Annotated in this window: 18 protein-coding genes; 12 read left to right on the top strand and 6 right to left on the bottom strand. The window is 53.2% G+C overall.

All coding sequences use genetic code 11. The features are described 5' to 3' along the window. Nucleotides 1-15 precede the first annotated feature (15 nt). Nucleotides 16-1,476, top strand: a complete 1,461-nt coding sequence (locus KP626_RS03675; RefSeq protein WP_395978436.1) for an O-antigen ligase family protein — start codon at nt 16-18, stop codon at nt 1,474-1,476. A gap of 30 nt (nt 1,477-1,506) precedes the next feature. Here the strand turns inward: KP626_RS03675 and KP626_RS03670 are convergent, their stop codons facing one another. Continuing rightward, the gene (locus KP626_RS03670) at nt 1,507-2,931 is read right to left on the bottom strand and encodes an alanine/glycine:cation symporter family protein (RefSeq protein ID WP_395978434.1); all 1,425 of its coding nucleotides are present in this window, start codon (nt 2,929-2,931) and stop codon (nt 1,507-1,509) included. 127 nt (nt 2,932-3,058) lie between these two features. On the opposite strand from KP626_RS03670, the gene KP626_RS03665 reads away from it, so the two are divergent. After that, nucleotides 3,059-4,402: an aminopeptidase C gene (locus KP626_RS03665; protein WP_395978432.1), complete on the top strand. Its 1,344-nt coding sequence runs from the start codon at nt 3,059-3,061 to the stop codon at nt 4,400-4,402. 162 nt (nt 4,403-4,564) lie between these two features. Further along, on the top strand, nt 4,565-6,400 hold the full coding sequence (ftsH, locus tag KP626_RS03660; RefSeq protein WP_395978430.1) for an ATP-dependent zinc metalloprotease FtsH: 1,836 nt from the start codon (nt 4,565-4,567) through the stop codon (nt 6,398-6,400). A gap of 87 nt (nt 6,401-6,487) precedes the next feature. On the opposite strand, the gene abc-f is transcribed toward ftsH, so the two are convergent. Next, nucleotides 6,488-7,954, bottom strand: coding sequence for a ribosomal protection-like ABC-F family protein (abc-f, locus tag KP626_RS03655; RefSeq protein ID WP_395978428.1), 1,467 nt, complete (start codon nt 7,952-7,954; stop codon nt 6,488-6,490). A gap of 371 nt (nt 7,955-8,325) precedes the next feature. Between abc-f and KP626_RS03650 the strand changes: the two genes are divergently transcribed. The 9 genes from KP626_RS03650 to KP626_RS03610 all read left to right on the top strand — a co-directional run bounded on the left by KP626_RS03650 (nt 8,326) and on the right by KP626_RS03610 (nt 15,918). Continuing rightward, nucleotides 8,326-9,048 carry a response regulator transcription factor gene (locus tag KP626_RS03650; protein WP_395978426.1) on the top strand — a complete coding sequence of 241 codons (723 nt, stop codon included), beginning with the start codon at nt 8,326-8,328 and terminating at the stop codon, nt 9,046-9,048. Further along, entirely contained in the window at nt 9,038-10,330 is a 1,293-nt protein-coding gene (locus tag KP626_RS03645; RefSeq protein WP_395978424.1) for a sensor histidine kinase, read from the top strand. Before KP626_RS03650 ends, KP626_RS03645 begins: the two co-directional genes overlap by 11 nt. A gap of 11 nt (nt 10,331-10,341) precedes the next feature. After that, entirely contained in the window at nt 10,342-11,010 is a 669-nt protein-coding gene (locus tag KP626_RS03640; protein WP_395978422.1) for a GTP pyrophosphokinase family protein, read from the top strand. A gap of 128 nt (nt 11,011-11,138) precedes the next feature. Continuing rightward, the gene (locus KP626_RS03635; RefSeq protein WP_395978420.1) at nt 11,139-11,993 is read left to right on the top strand and encodes a DegV family protein; all 855 of its coding nucleotides are present in this window, start codon (nt 11,139-11,141) and stop codon (nt 11,991-11,993) included. A 129-nt stretch (nt 11,994-12,122) separates the two neighbouring features. Further along, nucleotides 12,123-13,628 (top strand): peptidoglycan-binding protein, encoded by a 1,506-nt coding sequence (locus KP626_RS03630; RefSeq protein ID WP_395978418.1) that lies wholly within the window; start codon nt 12,123-12,125, stop codon nt 13,626-13,628. 468 nt (nt 13,629-14,096) lie between these two features. After that, on the top strand, nt 14,097-14,684 hold the full coding sequence (locus KP626_RS03625) for a zinc ribbon domain-containing protein (RefSeq protein WP_395978416.1): 588 nt from the start codon (nt 14,097-14,099) through the stop codon (nt 14,682-14,684). Between the two features lie 3 nt (nt 14,685-14,687). Then, a complete protein-coding gene (locus KP626_RS03620) occupies nt 14,688-14,903 on the top strand; it encodes a hypothetical protein (RefSeq protein ID WP_395978414.1) in 216 nt (71 codons plus the stop codon). A gap of 115 nt (nt 14,904-15,018) precedes the next feature. Further along, the gene (locus KP626_RS03615) at nt 15,019-15,504 is read left to right on the top strand and encodes a COG2426 family protein (RefSeq protein ID WP_395978412.1); all 486 of its coding nucleotides are present in this window, start codon (nt 15,019-15,021) and stop codon (nt 15,502-15,504) included. A gap of 48 nt (nt 15,505-15,552) precedes the next feature. After that, nucleotides 15,553-15,918, top strand: coding sequence for a DUF4180 domain-containing protein (locus KP626_RS03610; protein ID WP_395978410.1), 366 nt, complete (start codon nt 15,553-15,555; stop codon nt 15,916-15,918). A gap of 37 nt (nt 15,919-15,955) precedes the next feature. Here the strand turns inward: KP626_RS03610 and KP626_RS03605 are convergent, their stop codons facing one another. The 4 genes from KP626_RS03605 to KP626_RS03590 form a co-directional block, all read right to left on the bottom strand. Then, on the bottom strand, nt 15,956-16,537 hold the full coding sequence (locus tag KP626_RS03605; RefSeq protein WP_395978408.1) for a nitroreductase family protein: 582 nt from the start codon (nt 16,535-16,537) through the stop codon (nt 15,956-15,958). Between the two features lie 11 nt (nt 16,538-16,548). After that, nucleotides 16,549-17,007, bottom strand: a complete 459-nt coding sequence (gene def, locus KP626_RS03600) for a peptide deformylase (protein ID WP_395978406.1) — start codon at nt 17,005-17,007, stop codon at nt 16,549-16,551. An 87-nt stretch (nt 17,008-17,094) separates the two neighbouring features. After that, nucleotides 17,095-17,838, bottom strand: a complete 744-nt coding sequence (locus KP626_RS03595; RefSeq protein WP_395978404.1) for an amino acid ABC transporter ATP-binding protein — start codon at nt 17,836-17,838, stop codon at nt 17,095-17,097. Nucleotides 17,839-17,849: 11 nt separating this feature from the next. Then, nucleotides 17,850-18,506, bottom strand: a complete 657-nt coding sequence (locus tag KP626_RS03590; protein ID WP_395978402.1) for an amino acid ABC transporter permease — start codon at nt 18,504-18,506, stop codon at nt 17,850-17,852. Nucleotides 18,507-18,585 lie beyond the last annotated feature (79 nt).

The raw sequence follows: 18,585 nt of genomic DNA, 5'->3' as shown, positions 1-18,585 counted from the left end.
GTAGGGAGAATGAACGTGACAGTAAATCGAATTACAATAAAACAAGTTATTAAAAGTCCGCTATTCTTATGCATTGTCATGCAGCCTATTTTGGATATAATTGCATATATTCAATATAATAATCCGATAGGGACTATGGCAGGATATTTGCGCCTAGCTTTTGTAATTGTAGTTCCAATTTTTGTTTTCATAAAGACATCCTATAAAAAAGGTTTTCTTTTCTCATTGCTTCCGATTGCTTTGTTAGGCCTCTTGCATTGCGCAAATTCGTTTCGCGTTGGCTATATTTCTTTTTTTGAGGATATGGGTTATTTTATTCGTACGTGGTATATGCCAATACTTGCAATAAGCTTTATTTTTTATTTTAATCACAGAAAAGAAAAAGATTATGAATTAATATCAAAAGAAATCCAATATGGATTTCTTGTAAATCTATTATTGATATTTTTGGTGGTGATACTTGCATGGATTACAGGAACGGGTCGATATACTTACGTAGATTATGACTTGGGTTTGACTGGATGGTTTGCAGAGGCAAATTCCCAGAGCATTGTTATAATTAGCCTAGCTCCATTTGCTCTTTATACCTTTATTAAGTCAAATAATAAATGGTTATTGATTACTGGTGTTGCTATTCTTACCTTTTTGTTGCTAAGTAATGGGACGAAAACTACTTTTTATACATTGATCATTCTGTTTTTAGGATTTATTTTATTTTTGTTATTTAAGTATTTTCTAAATATAAGAAAAGGAGAAAAATTCTGTGGATCTATAATAGTTGTTCTTTGTAGTATGCTGATTGTCACATATATTATTTTACCATATACTCCATATAAACAAAGACGCAATACTGAGATTCACGGTCAGAATCAGGTGGAGCAACAACTAAGTAACATTGAAACACCTTCTTCAAATGGTCCAACTGAATTATCGTCCAATGAAGACTATAAAAATCAATTCAATCAAGACTTGATTGCTAGATTTGGATTTGAGCGTGTTTTGGCAGCTTATGGAGGAGATCCATCGGCATCCCAATTGCTTGATATGCGGTTAAAAAAAAGAATTTTTGGACAATTGCAATGGGAAGAAAGCGATTTCCTTACGAAGCTAGTTGGCTTTGAAGAAACAAGGATGCGTACGCCGAATGATAATTTTGACTTAGAGAATGACGCGGAGAGTATTCTCTATTACTTTGGTTATATCGGGGCAGGACTGTACCTTATACTTTTACTTTTTATTTTTTCCAAAGTGTTGAAGAAAGTTTTGACGGATTTTAGAAATGCGATGTCCTTATACAATTTTGCAATTATTTTAACAGTGGCATTGCAAATTGGAGCTTCCATTTTTACAGGTTATCTATTGCGGCGGCCCAATGCCTCCATTTATTTTTCTCTAATGTTAGCATTATGCTACCTTGAGGCGACGAGGAAGAAGCCGGTGACTGCTTTGACTGTAAAAAACATCGACAATAACTAAATTAATTATTAAAAAGCGGTGAGGAATTCCTCACCGCTTTTTAATAAAATCCCGATAGGTACGGGCCAGTTCCCGGTATTGGCCCTTGTCACGTCGGGAAAGAAAGTCTTTTGTGGCCCGAACCACCATGCCGCTGAGTCCCAGAACCCCGATGAGGTTGGGTAGAGCCATGAGGCCATTCATGGTATCGGAGATGTCCCAGACCAACTCTAAGGAAGCTACGCAGCCCACTCCAGCCAGCAGGATATAGAGAAGCTTATAGCCGGGGATGGCCCGAGGCCCCAGAAGATATTCCACCGTTTGCTCTCCATAATAGCTCCATCCCAAAATGGTGGAGAAGGCAAAGAGCGTGATGGAGATGGTGATGAACAGCTCCCCCCAGGAGCCGAATACCCTGGAAAAGGCCGCCATAGCAAGAGGCGCTCCTGTAAGTCCGGTGGAAAGCACTCCGGTAGTAAGGATGCAAAGAGCGGTCAGGGTGCAGGAAACGATGGTGTCGGCAAACACCTCAAAGATGCCCCACATGCCCTGGATCACCGGCTCCTTGACCTGTGCGGCAGAGTGGACGATCACCGAGGAGCCCAGGCCGGCTTCATTGCTGAAGACTCCTCGGGCGGTGCCGTATCGGATGGCCCGCAGAACGGCATATCCACCTACACCACCGCCCACCGATTGTAGGGAAAAGGCGTCGCGCAGGATCAGCCCCAGCGCGGCGGGAATCAGGCGGAAGTGCAGAACCAGAATGGCCAGGGAACCCGCCAGGTATAAAACCGTCATAAGGGGGATGAGCCCTTCGGTGACCTTGGCTATCCGCTTGATGCCGCCTAAAATGCAGAGGGTGGTAAGGGCCATGACGGCTACCGCTACCGCCCATTTGGGGATCACTGGAAAGCTGCGGTGAATGGCGTCGGCGATGCCGTTGCCCTGGGTCATATTCCCTATGCCAAAGGAGGCCAAGCTGGCGAAAAAAGCAAAAAGAACCGCCAGGGGTTTGCAGTGAAGCCCCTTTTCAAGATAGGACATGGGGCCGCCTTTCCATTGACCGTTTTTCCCCCGCCGCCGGAAGAGGATGCCAAGCACGATTTCGGCGTACTTGGTCATCATGCCGAATAAAGCGGAGACCCACATCCAGAAGATGGCTCCTGGCCCTCCGGCAGTAAGAGCGGTAGCGACTCCCACGATATTGCCGGTGCCCATAGTGCCGGCGAGGGCGGTGGTAAAGCTTTGAAATTGGCTAATGGAGCCGGGATCACTTCCATCCCGTACCTCTTTGTTGCAAAATAGGGCAAAAAGGGTGCTTTTAAACCATAGCCCCATCCTGGATAGCTGAAAGAACCGGGTGCGCAGGGTTAGATAGACGCCGGCTCCTAGAAGCAGGATCAACATGGGCGGCCCCCATACAAAATTGTTGACGGCGCGATTCGCCGAATCCAGAGTGGTTAGAAACTGCTCCATGTGGGCCCTCCTTGTTCTATGAGTACATATGCCTTTCCCGGATAAAACATGCAGCGGGCCGGGATTGTAGGGGACGAGTGCCTGGTGGTATAATTGGAATATCGAAATGACTAGGGGGATGAACGGTATGGAAGTTGCGATCACATCTGAGCTATTAACAGGATTTTCCGCCCGGTTTGATGAAAACCAGGTTGCCCAGGTTGCCATGAACGCCGCCGTTAAGAATGGGATCAGCGCTGCCGCTACGGACTACGCTGGAGCCCGGCGCATGCGGTACGATTTTTCCCTTCAGCTGGAGGCGGGAGAGGTGACGGACCAGAAACGGTCAGGCCGCTGTTGGATGTTTGCCGCCCTTAATACCATGCGGCTGGAAGTGATGCAGAAGCTGAACCTCAAGACCATGGAGCTATCCCAGAGCTATCCGCTGTTCTATGACAAGCTGGAGAAGGCCAATTATTTTTTAGAGAGCATTCTTTCCACCCTTGATGAACCCCTGTCCGGCCGGCTGGTATCCCACTTGCTGTCCGCCCCCGTTCAGGATGGTGGACAGTGGGATATGTTTGCCGGATTGGTAAGGAAGTACGGCGTGGTGCCAAAGGATGCTATGCCCGAGTCCTTTTCCTCCTCAGCTACGGCGGAACTGAACCGTTACCTGACCTTAAAACTCCGGGGATTTGCCTGCACCCTCCGGGAAGCACATGGCGCCGGCGCGCCGCTGGGGGAGCTCCGGGGAATGAAGGAGGAAATGCTGTATACCATCTACCATATGCTGTGCGTGGCTTTGGGCAAGCCTCCGGAGACCTTTGTCTATGAGACCCGGGACAAGGATAACAAGTTCCTGCGCATTGGGCCCATCACGCCCCAGGATTTCTACCGGGAGTATGTGGGCTGGGAGCTGTCGGACTATGTCAGCGTTATCAATGCGCCTACAGCCGATAAGCCCTACGGCAGAAGTTACACCGTCACCTACCTGGGCAGTGCTGTGGATGGCGCGCCTGTCCGGTATCTGAACCTTCCGGTGGAGGGTTTAAAGCGCTTGGCCATTGCCCAGATGCAGGACGGCCATGCGGTTTGGTTTGGATGCGATGTGGGCCAGTGGCTAAACCGCACCACAGGGGCTATGGACCTTGACGGCTTCGCTCTTGAAAACCTGTTTTCCACTCGGTTCCCCATGACCAAGGCCCAGCGTTTAGATTATGGTGAGAGCCTGATGACCCACGCCATGGTATTTACCGGGGTGAACTTAACCGAAGACGGCGTGCCGGACCGTTGGCGGGTGGAGAACAGCTGGGGCGCCAAGTCCGGGGAGAAGGGGGTCTATATCATGTCGGATGATTGGTTTTCTCAGTTCACCTATCAGGTGGTGGTACACAAGAAGTATCTGAGCCAGGAAGAGCTTTTCGCCTATGAAAGCGAGCCCATCCCTCTGCCGCCCTGGGATCCCATGGGCGCCCTGGCTTGGATGCGGTAATCCGTTTAAACGGCAGAAAAGGACGGCTATGCGCCGTCCTTTTTCATATGAATTTTATAGATTCAAAAATTTATGATTCTTTATAATATTTTCGGGATTGGTTCATAGACGACAGATAAAATAAAGATACACTGGAAACCAATGAAGAAAGAAGGGGGTTCCATGCCCATCGAACAACAGAATCCTAAAAATCCCAAGAAATCCCTTTTATATTATTACTGTATTGTACTGATCCTGGTGCTATTGCTCAACGCCCTGGTGTTTCCCTTCCTGGGAGGGCAGAAGGTGGAAGAGGTAGGCTACAACACCTTCTTGGATCAGGTGGAAGCCGGCCAGGTGACCCAGGTGGAGATTCAGGAAAACCAGATTGCCTACCTCACCCGGGATACCGGCAACGATGTAGCCTATGTGACGGGCATCATGGACGATCCAGGGTTGGTGGAGCGTCTGAATCAGGCCGAGATCGAATTTGGCAGAGTGATTCCCAAGGAGAACTCCCCGCTGGTGAGCTTCCTTTTGTCCTGGGTGCTTCCCATTGCTCTTTTCGCTTTCCTGGGTCAGCTGATGATGCGTTCCATGATGAAGCGGATGGGCGGAGGCAATATGCCCAATGCCCTGAACCTGGGGAAGAGCAACGCAAAAATATATGTAAAGGATACCGCCGGAAAGACGTTTGCCGATGTGGCGGGGGAGGATGAAGCCAAAGAAGCCCTTCAGGAGATTGTGGATTTCCTCCATAATCCCCAGAAGTACCAGGAGATCGGCGCTAGTATGCCCAAAGGCGCTCTTTTGGTGGGCCCTCCCGGCACCGGTAAGACCCTTTTGGCCCAGGCGGTGGCGGGGGAGGCCCAAGTCCCCTTTTTCTCTATTTCCGGTTCGGAGTTTGTGGAGATGTTTGTGGGAATGGGCGCCGCCAAGGTACGGGATCTATTTCGAGAGGCCAACGAAAAGGCGCCCTGTATCATCTTTATCGATGAGATTGATACCATTGGCAAACGGCGGGATACCGGGATGCCAGGGGGGAACGATGAGCGGGAACAGACCCTAAACCAGCTCCTTACCGAGATGGATGGCTTCGACGGGAAAAAGGGCGTGGTAATTCTTGCGTCTACCAACCGGCCGGAGGTGCTGGACAAGGCTCTGCTGCGGCCGGGGCGGTTTGACCGTCGCATCCCGGTGGAGCTTCCGGATTTGGCTGGACGGGAGGCCATCTTGAAGGTTCATGCCAAAAAGGTGCGGATGGAGAGCGCTGTGGATCTTCGAGCCATTGCCCGGGCCACCGCCGGGGCTTCGGGGGCGGAGCTTAGCAACATCATCAACGAGGCTGCTCTCCGGGCTGTGCGCTGCGGCCGGCACGCCGTGGCACAGGAAGACTTGGAAGAGAGCGTAGAGGTGGTCATTGCGGGATACCAGCGCAAGGGCGCGGTGATCTCCGGCCGCGAAAAGGAGATCGTAGCCTATCATGAAATCGGCCATGCCCTGGTAGCAGCCAAGCAGACGGATTCCGCGCCGGTTCATAAGATCACCATCGTACCCCGGACCTCGGGAGCCCTAGGATATACCATGCAGGTGGAGGAGGACGAAAAGGTTCTCATGACCCGGGAGGAGGCCGTGAACAAGGTGGCTACCCTGACCGGGGGCCGGGCGGCGGAGGAACTGGTGTTTGGCACCTTTACCAGCGGCGCCAGCAATGACATTGCCGAGGCCACCCGCATCGCCCGGGCCATGGTAACCCGGCTGGGGATGAGCGATGCCTTCGATATGATGGCTCTGGAAACGGTAAATAACCCCTATCTTTCGGGGGATACCAGCCTGACCTGCTCCTCTGAGACGGCGGCCAAAATCGACGACGAGGTGTTATCCATCATTAAATCGGCCCATGCCAAGGCTGCCCGTATTCTTCAGGACAATCAGGAAAAACTCCATCTGCTGGCCAAGCATCTATTGGAGAAGGAGACCATCTCCGGCGAGGAGTTTATGGAACTGCTCAACGGGTAAACCATATCGGCCTTGCTCTCAAAAGGTTTTGTCATAGGCGCGCCAATGCGCGGCTTGGTATTCCGCCGCCGGAAACGGAAGCGGCGCCTAGAGCGCTAATCGTTTAGTGGCGACCTTTTGGCAGAAGGCTGCATCATGCTCCACAAACACCATGGTGGGCTGGCTGTCTAAAAGCAGCTCCTCCACCTGCATGCGGGACCATACGTCCAAGTAATTCAAAGGCTCATCCCAAAGATAGAGGTGGGCCTTTTCGCATAGGCTCCGGGCAATGAGCACCTTCTTTTTTTGCCCTGCACTAAAATTCTCCATATTCTTTTCAAACTGGCTCCGGCTGAAATCCAGCTTTCGTAGGATGGTTAGAAACAGGCTCTGATCTATCCCGCATTCCCGGGCATATTCCAGAAGGTTTCCATGCAGAAAGGAGGGATCCTGGGGAACATAGGAGACCGTTAGGCCGCTCCCCAGACGAAGGCTTCCCCGATGAGGGACTTCCTCCCCAGCAAGCAGGCGCAATAGACTGGACTTTCCCGCGCCGTTGGGTCCGGTGACGGCCAGCCGTTCCCCTTGGGCGATGGTAACGCACAGGGGATTGGTTATCCCTCGTTCTCCATACATGATTGTGACGTCTTGGCACTCCGCCAGTCGTGCGCTGTGATAGCGGAGAGGAAAGAGCTTGAGGGCTTCGGCGGACTCTAGATCCTGAAGCAGGTCGGTGGTTGCTGCTATTGCCCGTTCCCGTCGTTGTTCGATGGCCTTGGCTCGTTTCATCATCTTGGCGGATTTATGGCCGATATACCCTCGGTCTACCGGGCCTTGGCCTGTACGGCTGGCCTCTATCCGATGGGACCATCCAGCGGTGCGGCCGGCGGCGCGGGTCAGGCGGCCAATATCCTTCCGCAGCCGATCCTGTTCGCCCTGTTCAAATTGGTCCCGGTATTCCTTGTTTTTCCACCAGGAGGAAAAGTTTCCCTGCTGTACCTCCAGCCCAGTGCGGTTGAGGGAGAGAACATGGTCCACACAGCTATCCAGAAAGGACCGGTCATGGGATACCAGGATAAAGCCATGCTTCCGGGATAGATAACGACTGACAACCTCCCGGCCGTGGAGATCCAGATGGTTGGTGGGTTCGTCAACCAGGAGAAAGCGGCCCTCCATCAAGAACATAAGGGCCAGGAGCACCTTGGTCTGCTCCCCTTGGCTCAGGGTGGAAAAGGGCCGGTAGAGGACCTCTTCCTCCACCTCCAGAAGGGAGAGTTCCCGGCACAGAGCCCAGGTTTCCATCCAAGGCAGGAGATCCTGGGCTATGCTGAGGGTCCACTTCTCGGGACGCTCTACCAAAAAGGGAAAGTAGGCGAAATCCACCGGTGAGGTGATGGAGCCCTTAAAGGGATACCGTCCCATGAGAAGCTGCAAGAAGGTGGTCTTGCCCCGGCCGTTACGGCCGATGAATCCCAGTTTCCAATCGGTGTCAAGGGAAAAGGAGACGTCGGTAAAAATATCATCATAGCTGCCTGGGTAGGCAAAGGTAAGATGGGATATGCGGATCTGTGCCATTGGGCACCTCCTATCGATAAAAAGGGACGCAAGAAAACCGTGTTTTCCGCGTCCCGCATCCCCGTAGGAAACGCCCCTGGGCGTTTATATGATACGAATGGAAAAAGCATGACGATTTCCTTGCCGGCGGGCCAAGAGATCTCCGGGCCCCATGATGGGTATCATGTTAGCAAGCGCAATCGAACATGCTTTCAACTCCAATTCCTATGGTTTTGCTTCAGCATACCCAATGGAACGCGGCATGTCAAGAGAAAAGGATCTTTCATAATTCTTCATGGGTTGTGGGTTACTCCATCACTTTTTGATTTTATACTGACGTTAGAATTGGCCTGAAATGCTGTGTTATACTGGAGCCGGAAGGAATGGAGCCTATGGAAAAGAGGGAAGCCACAGTGGAAAAAATACTCATCGTGGATGACGATCGCGCCATTGGAGAATTGGTGTCAGATGCCCTCGCGGACGAAGGCTATGAGACGATCCTCTGCCGGGACGGCGCTGCCGCCCAGGAAGCGGTGCGGCAGAACCCGGATGTAAGCCTGATCCTTTTGGACATCATGATGCCCCGGATGAACGGTCTGGAGCTGTGCCGCAGGATCCGAGATGTGGTATCCTGCCCAATCATCTTTGTAACCGCCAAGAGCAAGACCATCGATACCCTGCTGGGCCTGGAGATGGGGGCCGACGATTACATTGCCAAACCTTTTGTGGTAGAGGAACTGGTGGCCCGGGTAAAAGCGCATCTCCGGCGGGAAAACCGCAGCAGCCATGTGGATCAGGAGCCCGATTGCCTTGCGGTAGGGGACATCCGCCTATATGCCAAAAGCTATGAGGTGTTTTTGAAGGGGGAACGGGTGGAACTGACCCCCCGGGAGTTTCAACTATTGGAATACTTTATGCGGAACCAGGGCAATGTGCTGACCCGGGAACAGATCTTCAATGGGGTCTGGGGGATGAATTATGGGGATATTGGCACTGTGACGGTCAACATCAAGAACCTGCGGAAGAAGATTGATCCCGACAGCCGTTACATCAAAACGGTGTGGGGTGTGGGCTATAAATTTGTAAAACCCACGGAGGATTTGGATGAAGCTTAGATGGAAGATCACCCTTACGGTGGTGACGGCCTGCTGCTTGAACCTCCTGCTGCTGGTGGGCTATTACAACATTTTTATTACCAGGCAGCTCGCTTCCAATCAGACGGCGCTGGAGCAGTCCTTAAACCAGACGGCGCACCAGATATCGGATAGGCTGGAAGCGGGGGAGAGCTTTCAGACGGTGATGGAAAGCTGTACCAAGGAGGATCTAATCCTCCGCATTAAGAATATGGATGGTAGAACCCTAACAGGAGAAGAGGGAGACCTTGGTCTGGGCTTATACGCCATCAACGCTATGGCCCCGGTGGAACTGGAGGGCGTTACCTACTTTGTGGAGGTGGCCCGGCCCATACCGGTGGGCAAACAGGGGACCAACACCATCCGATATCTCTTCTGGGGGGAGATGATGGCCCTTCCCATCATCCTGGCGGTGATGATGGTGATCATCTATCTTCTGTATATCAAACCCATCGAGCAGCTTCAGAAAGCCATTACAGGCTATGGCAAGGGAAGCCGCCTGCTTCGGATGGAGCGGCCGGATGAGATTGGGAATCTTCACAACGCCTTTGTGGATATGACGGAACGCCTTGACCAGGAGCGGCAGAAGCAGGATAGGATCATCGCGTCTATCTCCCATGATATCAAAACGCCCCTTACCTCGGTGATGGGGTACACGGAACGACTGCGCAGGGGAGGGCTAAGCCCTGAGCGGCAGGAGCGGTATATCGATACCATCTATGATCGTTCTCTCGCTATCCGCGACCTCATCGACGAGTTTGACGACTATCTTTCCAGCCATCTGCAGGGCTCCCTGCGATGCCAACAGGTCGCGGTTGCGGATCTTTGCCGCATGGTGATTGTGGACAACCAGGAGGAGCTGGATGGCATGGGCATCGCTTTGCGGGTGGAAGACCATTGTCCTGAAACCCTCCTGTGGGTGGATATTAGCAAGCTGCGGCGGGTGTTCGGCAACATCATCGGCAACAGCGTTAAGCATATGAAGGGAGCGGACCGCCTCATCAAGGTGACGGTGGATCAGGTTCCAGACGGGGTCCGTGTGGCGGTATCCGACAATGGCGTTGGGGTTCCTGAGGAGAATCTGGACCGCATTTTTGAAGCCCTTTATACCTCCGACGAAAGCCGCAGCGTGGCCGGGTTGGGCCTTGCTATCTGTAAGGAGATCATCGAGGCCCATAAAGGCCGGATTTGGGCGGAAAATCGGCCGGGTGGCGGTCTTGCGGTGGTGTTTGTACTCCGTCTCTTGACGGGAGAGCTGGCATAGAAAGGGAGAGCATGGAAGCAAAGGAAACCATATTGGAGCTGAGTTCCCACGAGGTGGAAACCTATGTGGAGGAGTTTACCAAAATACGTTTAATGTACCAATCTGCTCTGCGAGAGGTGGGCACCAAGCTGGAAATTTTAAACGATGAATTCAGTTCTCTTCGGCAGGATAACCCCATCGAACACATCAAGTCCAGGATCAAGACTCCTGCCAGCATGCTGAAAAAGTTGGCCCGCAAGGGACTGCCCCCGTCGGTGGAATCCGCCCGGCGGAATCTAAACGATATCGCGGGGATCCGGGTGATCTGTTCCTTTGTGGATGATATTTACATGGTGGCGGACACCCTGATCCGACAGAACGACGTAACGCTCGTCAAGCGGACGGACTACATCAAAAACCCCAAGCCCAACGGGTATCGAAGCCTGCATTTGGTGGTGGAGATTCCAGTATTCTTTAGTAATGGGATGGAGCGGGTCCGGGTGGAGGTGCAGATCCGTACGGTTGCCATGGATTTTTGGGCTAGTTTGGAGCACAAGCTGCGGTATAAGCATGAGGGACGCGTGCTGCCGGGGGTGTCGGAGGATCTTCTTTACTGTGCGGAGCAGATCAGCCTTTTAGATGAAAAGATGATGAAGATCAACCAGAGGATCATGGAAGCGGACGGCAGGGAGACAGCCTAGAAAACCTTCATAATTTTTTATAATATTTCCCTTGCTCCTACGGATTTATGGGATAAACTAAGCATGGACCAATTATGAAATCCGTCCACCGATGTGGACTGAAAATTTATAAAGCGAGTTAGAGGGTTATGCAGAAGATTATCATCAGCGCGGACAGCACCTGTGATCTGGGACCCGAACTCAAGGAGCGGTATCATATCCACTATTTTCCCTTTCATATCGCCCTGGGTGAGGAGGAGTTCATAGACAGCGTGGACATCTTCCCCGAGGATATCTATGCTGCCTATGAGAAGAGGGGGATTCTGCCCAAAACCTCCGCCATCAATGTAAAGGAATACTACGAGTACTTCAAGCCCTGGGTGGACGATGGCTATGAGGTGATTCACATCAATCTGGGATCGGCCATATCCTCCACTCATCAGAACTGCCGCCTAGCCGCCGAAGCGCTTCGCGGGGTCTATGTGGTGGATTCTCAAAACCTTTCCACCGGCATGGGCCTTTTGGTGCTGGAGGCGGCTATCCGCGCGGAACAGGGTATGCCCGCCCGGCAGATTGCCCAGGAGGTGGAGGCGCTGGTGCCCAAGAGCCACGCCAGCTTTATTCTCAATACTCTGGAGTTTTTGAAGGCCGGAGGGCGTTGCTCTGCCCTGGTAGCTCTGGGTGCAAATATGCTGAACCTGAAGCCCTGCATTGAGGTGGACAACCTTCATGGCGGGGCTATGAAGGTGGGGAAAAAGTACAAGGGCAAGCTGGATCGGGTGTTGAAAAAATACGTCCAGGAACAGCTGAGCCGCTATCCCTCCTATCGCCGGGACCGCGTGTTCATCACCCATTCGGGCATCGCTCCGGAGCGGATCGCTCTGGTGGAACGCATTGTGCGGGAACAAAATCTCTTTGATGAGATCCATATCACCCAGGCCAGCTGTACCATCTCCTCCCATTGCGGGCCCAATACCCTAGGGGTCCTCTTTTTGACGGAATAGCGGCGTTTAGAAAAAGCATTGAAAGCGTCCGGCAAGTTTGCCGGACGCTTTTTTGTGGCAGAAAGGGCAGGGCAAGCATAGGATAGGAAGAAATCATGGGCCGCAAGGCCAAGGGAAGGACGATGATAGATGGAACAGATCGATCATGGAACCATCATTGTGGAGGTTACCACCGGCCAGGGGGCGCTGCCCATCCAAGGGGCGTCGGTGCTCCTTACCGATCTGGCCAACGGCGAGGCCATGGAACTGGTAACCGACGAGTCGGGGCGTACCCCCGTCATCCGGGTGGAGACGCCGCCCCTATCCGCCAGTTTGGACCCGGACAGTTTGATCACTCCCTACTCTCTCTTTCAGGTGGATGTAAGAAAAGAGGGCTATACGCCGGTATCGGTGCGGGGAATTCAGGTGTTTTCAGGGATTGAGACCATCCAGCCGGTGGACTTGATTGCGGCTTCCAGCCGAGCCCGAAGCGGCGAGGAGGAAATCGTCATTGAGATTCCGCCGAACAGCCTGGATTCCAGCGAAGAGCGAGAACCGGAGGGCCCTCCGTCCAATGCCAGAATCCTCACCAGGGTATACATACCGGAGTTCATTACGGTGCATTTGGGGCGCCCCAGCGCCAGCGCCCGGAACGTAAGAGTTCCCTTTATTGACTATATCAAAAATGTAGCCAGCAGTGAGATCTATCCCACTTGGCCCGAGGCTGCTCTCCGGGCCAACATCCATGCCCAGGTGGGATTTGTCCTCAACCGGGTGTTTACCGAATGGTATCCAAGCCGGGGCTATGATTTTGAGATCACCAACTCCACGGCCTACGACCAGTCCTTCGTGGAGGGACGGAATATCTTTGATAACATCAGCCGGCTGGTGGATGAAATTTTCAACGTATATCCCCGGCGCCTGGGCCATCTGGAGCCGCTGTTTTCCTCCTACTGTAACGGCACCACCACGACTTGCAGCGGCCTATCCCAGTGGGGGACGGTAAGCCTGGCCAACCAGGGCTATAATCCGCTCCAGATGCTCCAATATTACTATGGCCGGGATGTGGAGCTGGTACAGACCAACGAGATTCGCGGCATTGAACGCTCCTATCCGGGCTATCTTTTGCGCAGGGGCAGTCGGGATGAGAACGTGCGGATCATCCAGCAGCAGCTCAACAGGGTAGGGCAGAACTATCCCGCCATCCCGTACGTTGCGCCGGATGGCATCTTTGGCCCTCAGACCGAGGCCGCAGTGCGGAAGTTTCAGCAGATTTTCGATCTCCAGCAGGATGGCATCGTGGGCCGTGCCACCTGGTATCAGCTGTCCTATATCTATGCAGCGGTCAAACGCCTTGCCGCTCTTAACAGCGAGGGGGAGTCCCCCGGCGTAGGTACCGTCCCCATTCGCCCCTATCCCGGCTACCTCATTCGGGAAGGCTCCCGTGGGGAGAATGTGCGGCTGGTGCAGCAGTATTTGGCGGATCTGGCCACTGTGTATCCTCAGATTCCCTCCGTTACACCGGACGGCATCTTCGGTCCTAGAACCCGTGCGGCGGTGGTGGCTTTCCAGCAGATGAGCAACCTGGCGGCGGATGGCATCGTAGGGCCGGCCACCTGGGACGCGCTCATTCGGCGCTATCAGGATACCTTTTAACAGTTGGAGATACAGCAAAAGCCCCCGCGGGGGCTTTTGCTGTATTGAAGGATGAAAAAAAGGGGAAAGAAATAATCTATTTTATCGCCGGTCCGGCCGGCAGAGGCTTTCGCTGGAAGCGCAGGGCCACGCTTGGTGGGGATGGGAATAATCTGCTTTGGAAGGATAGGCTGAAACGCTACGCGTTTCTGGGAACCTGAGCCGAATTCAATCCGCCCGGTCTGGAGTTGAAACAAAATGCAAAAGAGAGGTTCCCATCGTTCCGCTTCCGGTCTCTATCTTAAGGTGCGCAATCTTGGTGGAGCAGCCCGCAAAGATTGATCATTTTTTAACATACTTTGATTATAGCAAGTTTTTTTTCTGTGTCAATAGATATTGATCATTTTTTATCAATATTTTTTGATCCCGGGAAAAGGGGAAAAAGCTATTTCTGTCCGGACAAAAATGGGCTATAATGGAGACAGAAAAGTGAAGGAGCGTGGGGGAACCATGGCGTTTTTTGAGAAGATGGGGAACTTCGCCAAGGGCGTAGCGGATAAGACGGGGGAATCCATCGAGATCAGCAAGTTAAACGGTGAGATTCGCAGCCAGGAGGGCAAAATTGCCGCTAGCAAGGCGGATCTGGGAGAATATGTCTGGAATTTGTATCAAAAGGACGGCAGCCTGGATGAATCCATCGTAAATATCTGCAAAATTATCGAGGAAGAGTACCAGAAAATTACCGATTTGGAGCGGCAGATCGCCGAGATTCGGGAACGGCAGCAGGCCAGAGCGGCTGCCAATAGCCCGATTTGTCCCCAGTGCGGCGCCAAGCTGGAAAAGGGAGCGCGGTTCTGCCCCGAGTGCGGAACCAGAATGGAGGAGCCCGCTCCAGCCGCTGGAGCTAAGTGTGTAGCCTGCGGCGCTCAGCTGGAGCAGGGGGCGAAATTCTGCCCTGAGTGCGGCGCGAAGACGGAGGAGGCTGCCTCGGCGGCGCCCAAAGCCTGTCCTCAGTGCGGAACGGAGTTGGAGGGGGCTACCAAATTCTGTCCCCAGTGCGGCGCCAAGCTGGATTAACCCATGAAGGAAGAAGCTTCGGCCGCTTGGGAAGCCTTGGAGCGGGAGCGGACGGCACTTTTGGCCCGCCGGCAGCGGCTATATGCTTTGACGGCTAAAAACGTCCTTTGCCAGAATCATGGCTCAGGGGCCTATGGAGAGGCAATGGCGGAGATCATTGGCATCGATAAGCGACTGCGGGAATTGCATATTGCTATGGAAGAACAGGAGCGGGGCTGAGCCCCGCTCCTTGATTTAAGACAAAATTAATTGTGTCCCAGCGGAAATTTGTGTAAAATGAAAAATACTGCTGGCATGCCCGGTAAAACTAAGGAAAGCTGCTGGAATTCTTTTTATGGATATTTTAAATTTTTTTTCCTTCCTGGGGCAGGAGGGGGCGCTGTTCATCGTGTCCATGCTACCCATTGTGGAACTGCGGGGAGCCATTCCGCTGGGCGCCGCCCTGGGCATGCCCTGGGGAACCACCTTCCTCATCGCTTTGATTGGAAACATCCTGCCGGTCCCCCTTTTGATCGTCTTTGGCAGGAAGATCTTGCATTGGCTTCAGGGCACCAAATGGTTTGGCGGCTTTTTCAACCGCTATGAGGAAAAGTTGGTGCGGAAGGCGCAGAGCGCTTTAAAGTATTCCGTGATGGGCCTTTGCCTCTTTGTGGCGGTGCCTTTGCCGGGAACGGGAGCGTGGTCCGGAGCCATCATCGCTGCCCTGTTGGATATCCGGATGAAGTATGCCCTGCCGGCGATTGTGCTGGGGGTATTCATTGCAGGAGTCATCATGACCTTGGGCTCCTACGGTGTGGTATCCCTGTTTCAGGGGATATAAAGAAGACCTTGGCCCGGTACTTGCGGGCCCTTTTAAAGGAGAAACGAGATGATCATACAAAAGATCGTCTATAGGGATCGGGAGATCGCTCTGATAGAGGGTTGTGATCCCATTGCGGATGGGCAATCCGCGCTGGATCTCATGGCAGCGGTGCGGTATGAGACGGGCTGTAATCGCATGGCCCTTCCCAAGGAGGCTTTTTCGGAGGATTTTTTTCGGCTATCCACCGGCTTATTGGGGGAAATTCTTCAGAAATACCAGAACTACGGGATGAAATTGGCGGTTTATGGGGATTACTCCGGCTATACCAGCAAGCCCCTTCGGGATTTTATCTATGAGAGCAACGAGGGAAGGGATTTCTTTTTTCTATCCACCCAGAAGGAAGCTTTGGAGCGGTTAGCCCAAGCAAAATAAAAAAAGAGCCTTAGGCTCTTTTTTTATTTTGCCGTTTCTATCTGTTGATGATGAGGTCATCGAGGCTCCGTTTGGGAACGTAATGAACATCGTTTTCATCCCGGTAGTAGTTGGTTTCGCCATTGGGGCCCACATCGGTGAGAACGATGGTTTCATCGGGCTTTCCGATGGCTACGATGAGGACGGGCGCTAGGTTCTCCGCCAGATTGAGCGCGGCCTTTACCTTTCCGGCGTCATAATTGCCGATCATACAACCACCCAGCCCCATTTCCACGGCGGCAAGGAGCATGGTCTGGGCCACAATGCCGATGTCTTTTTGGAAGCGGGGAATGGAGGGATTCAGGTTGGTGTCCTGACAGATCACCACAAAGCCGGTGGGACAATGGCCGGGATGGGGAAGGGTCAGCTCCGGCAGCGCCCGTGCCCAGTTGGTGAGGGGCTGAAGCAGATCAAGCTCCTCCTGGGTATGAATGAGATAATAGCGCAGCGGTTGCATGTTGACGCTTGAGGGAGCCAGGCGGGCGCATTCCACCAGGTGAACCAGCTCTTCCCGGGTGACTTTGCGGCTTTCATCATAGCCGCGGTAACTGCGGTTTTTTTGTACCAGATCTTTGATCATTATAAATCCTCCTATTCCATGGCGACCCATTGGATCACCCGATCACAAAAAAGAATGCCATCCAGATGGTCGATTTCATGGCAGAAGCATTTGGCCAGATCCCCAGTCCCCACCAGGCGCAGAGGCGCTCCATTTTGGTCTAGGGCTTCCACCGTTACGATTTTGGGACGAACCACTTTGCCCCATCGGCCGGGCAGGCTCAAACATCCCTCCAGAACCTCCTGCTTGCCCTCTCGATGCACGATCCGAGGATTTACCAGCTGAATCAGGCCCTGGCCCATATCCAGCACCACCAGCCGTTTTAACACCCCAACCTGATTGGCGGCCAGCCCAGCGCCGTTGGGGGAAGCATACATGGTTTCCGCCATATCGGCTAAAAGGGAGCGGATATCGTCATCCACCTTTGGAACGGCTTTGCATTTCTTTCGCAGAATGGGGTCGGGCAGGGTGCGGATCTCACGGATGGCCAAGAACTTCTTCCTCCTTTTTACATTTGAGTATACCAGCCCATAAAAACCGGTGCAAGAAAAAGGGCCGGTAAAACCAGGCCCTTCCAGTTATAGAATGCTGTGGATGAATTCCTTTACCCGGTTATCTTTGGGATTGCCGAAAAGCTCCTCCGGCCGCCCTTCTTCGATGATGCAGCCATCCCCCATGAACAGCACTTTGTCTGCGGCTTCCCGGGCAAATCCCATTTCATGGGTGACCACCACCATGGTCATGCGCCGGGCGGCCAGGTCCCGCATGACGGCTAAAACCTCTGCGGTGAGCTGCGGATCCAGGGAGGAGGTGGGCTCGTCGAACAGCAGCATATCGGGATCCATCATCATGGCCCGGGCGATGGCTACCCGCTGTTTCTGCCCTCCGGAAAGCTGGCCGGGATAGGCGGCTTCTTTGCCCACAAGGCCTACCATCCGAAGGTGCTCCATGGCGCGCTCCACCGCGGAGGCCCTGCTCTCCTTGCGCACATGAACCGGTGCGTAGATGAGGTTATCCAGCACCGAGATATGGGGAAATAAGTTGAAACTCTGGAACACCATGCCCATCTTGCCGCAGATACGGCGGCAGGTCTTTTCATCCTGATAGCTGCCGTCCCGCAAAATGGCCTCACCCTCCACCAGGATGGAGCCGCTATCGGCTCGCTCCAGGCCGATGAGGCATCGAAGCATGGTGCTTTTGCCTGCGCCCGACGCTCCGATGATGGCCACGGTTTCCCCCTTTTCCACCGTAAAGCTGACGTCCCGCAGCACCGCTTCCGAGCCAAACGATTTTCCAAGCTGGGTTACACGGATCATCTCCATAGGAGCGCCTCCTAATAGTTGTATTTCCGCTCCAAACGGCGGAACAGCACCGTTAGACCGTAGGTCATGATCAAATAAAAGCCAGCGGCCACTAGATAGGCCAGGGCGTTGACGTCCCGGTTTACGGCGCTCTTGGCAAAGTACAAAACCTCGGTGATGCCGATGGCGGTGATGAGAGCGGTATCCTTCACAAGGGTGATGCACTCGTTGCTGATGGAGGGCAGGGATACTTTGAGCATCTGGGGCAACACGATGAGCCGTGTCGTCTTCCAGCGGGAAAAGCCCAGTACCTTTGCGGCTTCATATTGGCCCTTGTCCACCGATAGAATGCCGCCTCGGAAGATTTCACAAAAATAGGCGGCGTAGTTGAGGACAAAGGCCACGCAGGCCGATGTAAACCGATCCATCACCAGGTAGGGGCCGATGCCCGGGATGGCGGTAATGCCATAGCAGAAGAAAAATAACTGTAGCAAAAGAGGGGTGCCCCGCATGATCCATACATACCCCCCGGTGATGGCTTTCAGCACACGGCTTTTGCCAATCCGCAGAAAGGTCAGCGCTAGCCCCAAAGGCATGGACAATAGAATGGTGATGAAAAACAGCCCGATGGTGTATTTTAGTCCCCCTGCCAGGGAGACGCTCAGCTGTAACAGGTATTGGGCGCTCATAGCGTCTTACTCCTTTTATGACAGCACGGGGGCTTGCGGCCAAGCCGCAAGCCCCGCGAAACCGTTCTAATAATGGGGA

The organism is Christensenella sp. MSJ-20 (assembly GCF_044357945.1).
Lineage (GTDB): Bacteria > Bacillota > Clostridia > Christensenellales > QAND01 > QAND01.
The sequence above is the reverse complement of the archived record's forward strand: the minus strand, read 5'-3'. Positions and strand labels throughout refer to the sequence as shown.

Excerpts from the sequence above, each read along its gene's own strand:
- KP626_RS03650 (WP_395978426.1), top strand. The coding sequence starts at position 8,326 with ATGGAAAAGAGGGAAGCCACAGTGGAAAAAATACTCATCGTGGATGAC.
- KP626_RS03665 (WP_395978432.1), top strand. The coding sequence starts at position 3,059 with ATGGAAGTTGCGATCACATCTGAGCTATTAACAGGATTTTCCGCCCGG.
- KP626_RS03595 (WP_395978404.1), bottom strand. The coding sequence starts at position 17,838 with ATGGAGATGATCCGTGTAACCCAGCTTGGAAAATCGTTTGGCTCGGAA.
- KP626_RS03605 (WP_395978408.1), bottom strand. The coding sequence starts at position 16,537 with ATGATCAAAGATCTGGTACAAAAAAACCGCAGTTACCGCGGCTATGAT.
- KP626_RS03640 (WP_395978422.1), top strand. The coding sequence starts at position 10,342 with ATGGAAGCAAAGGAAACCATATTGGAGCTGAGTTCCCACGAGGTGGAA.
- KP626_RS03645 (WP_395978424.1), top strand. The coding sequence starts at position 9,038 with ATGAAGCTTAGATGGAAGATCACCCTTACGGTGGTGACGGCCTGCTGC.
- ftsH (WP_395978430.1), top strand. The coding sequence starts at position 4,565 with ATGCCCATCGAACAACAGAATCCTAAAAATCCCAAGAAATCCCTTTTA.
- KP626_RS03590 (WP_395978402.1), bottom strand. The coding sequence starts at position 18,506 with ATGAGCGCCCAATACCTGTTACAGCTGAGCGTCTCCCTGGCAGGGGGA.
- KP626_RS03630 (WP_395978418.1), top strand. The coding sequence starts at position 12,123 with ATGGAACAGATCGATCATGGAACCATCATTGTGGAGGTTACCACCGGC.
- abc-f (WP_395978428.1), bottom strand. The coding sequence starts at position 7,954 with ATGGCACAGATCCGCATATCCCATCTTACCTTTGCCTACCCAGGCAGC.
- KP626_RS03610 (WP_395978410.1), top strand. The coding sequence starts at position 15,553 with ATGATCATACAAAAGATCGTCTATAGGGATCGGGAGATCGCTCTGATA.
- KP626_RS03635 (WP_395978420.1), top strand. The coding sequence starts at position 11,139 with ATGCAGAAGATTATCATCAGCGCGGACAGCACCTGTGATCTGGGACCC.
- KP626_RS03615 (WP_395978412.1), top strand. The coding sequence starts at position 15,019 with ATGGATATTTTAAATTTTTTTTCCTTCCTGGGGCAGGAGGGGGCGCTG.
- KP626_RS03620 (WP_395978414.1), top strand. The coding sequence starts at position 14,688 with ATGAAGGAAGAAGCTTCGGCCGCTTGGGAAGCCTTGGAGCGGGAGCGG.
- KP626_RS03670 (WP_395978434.1), bottom strand. The coding sequence starts at position 2,931 with ATGGAGCAGTTTCTAACCACTCTGGATTCGGCGAATCGCGCCGTCAAC.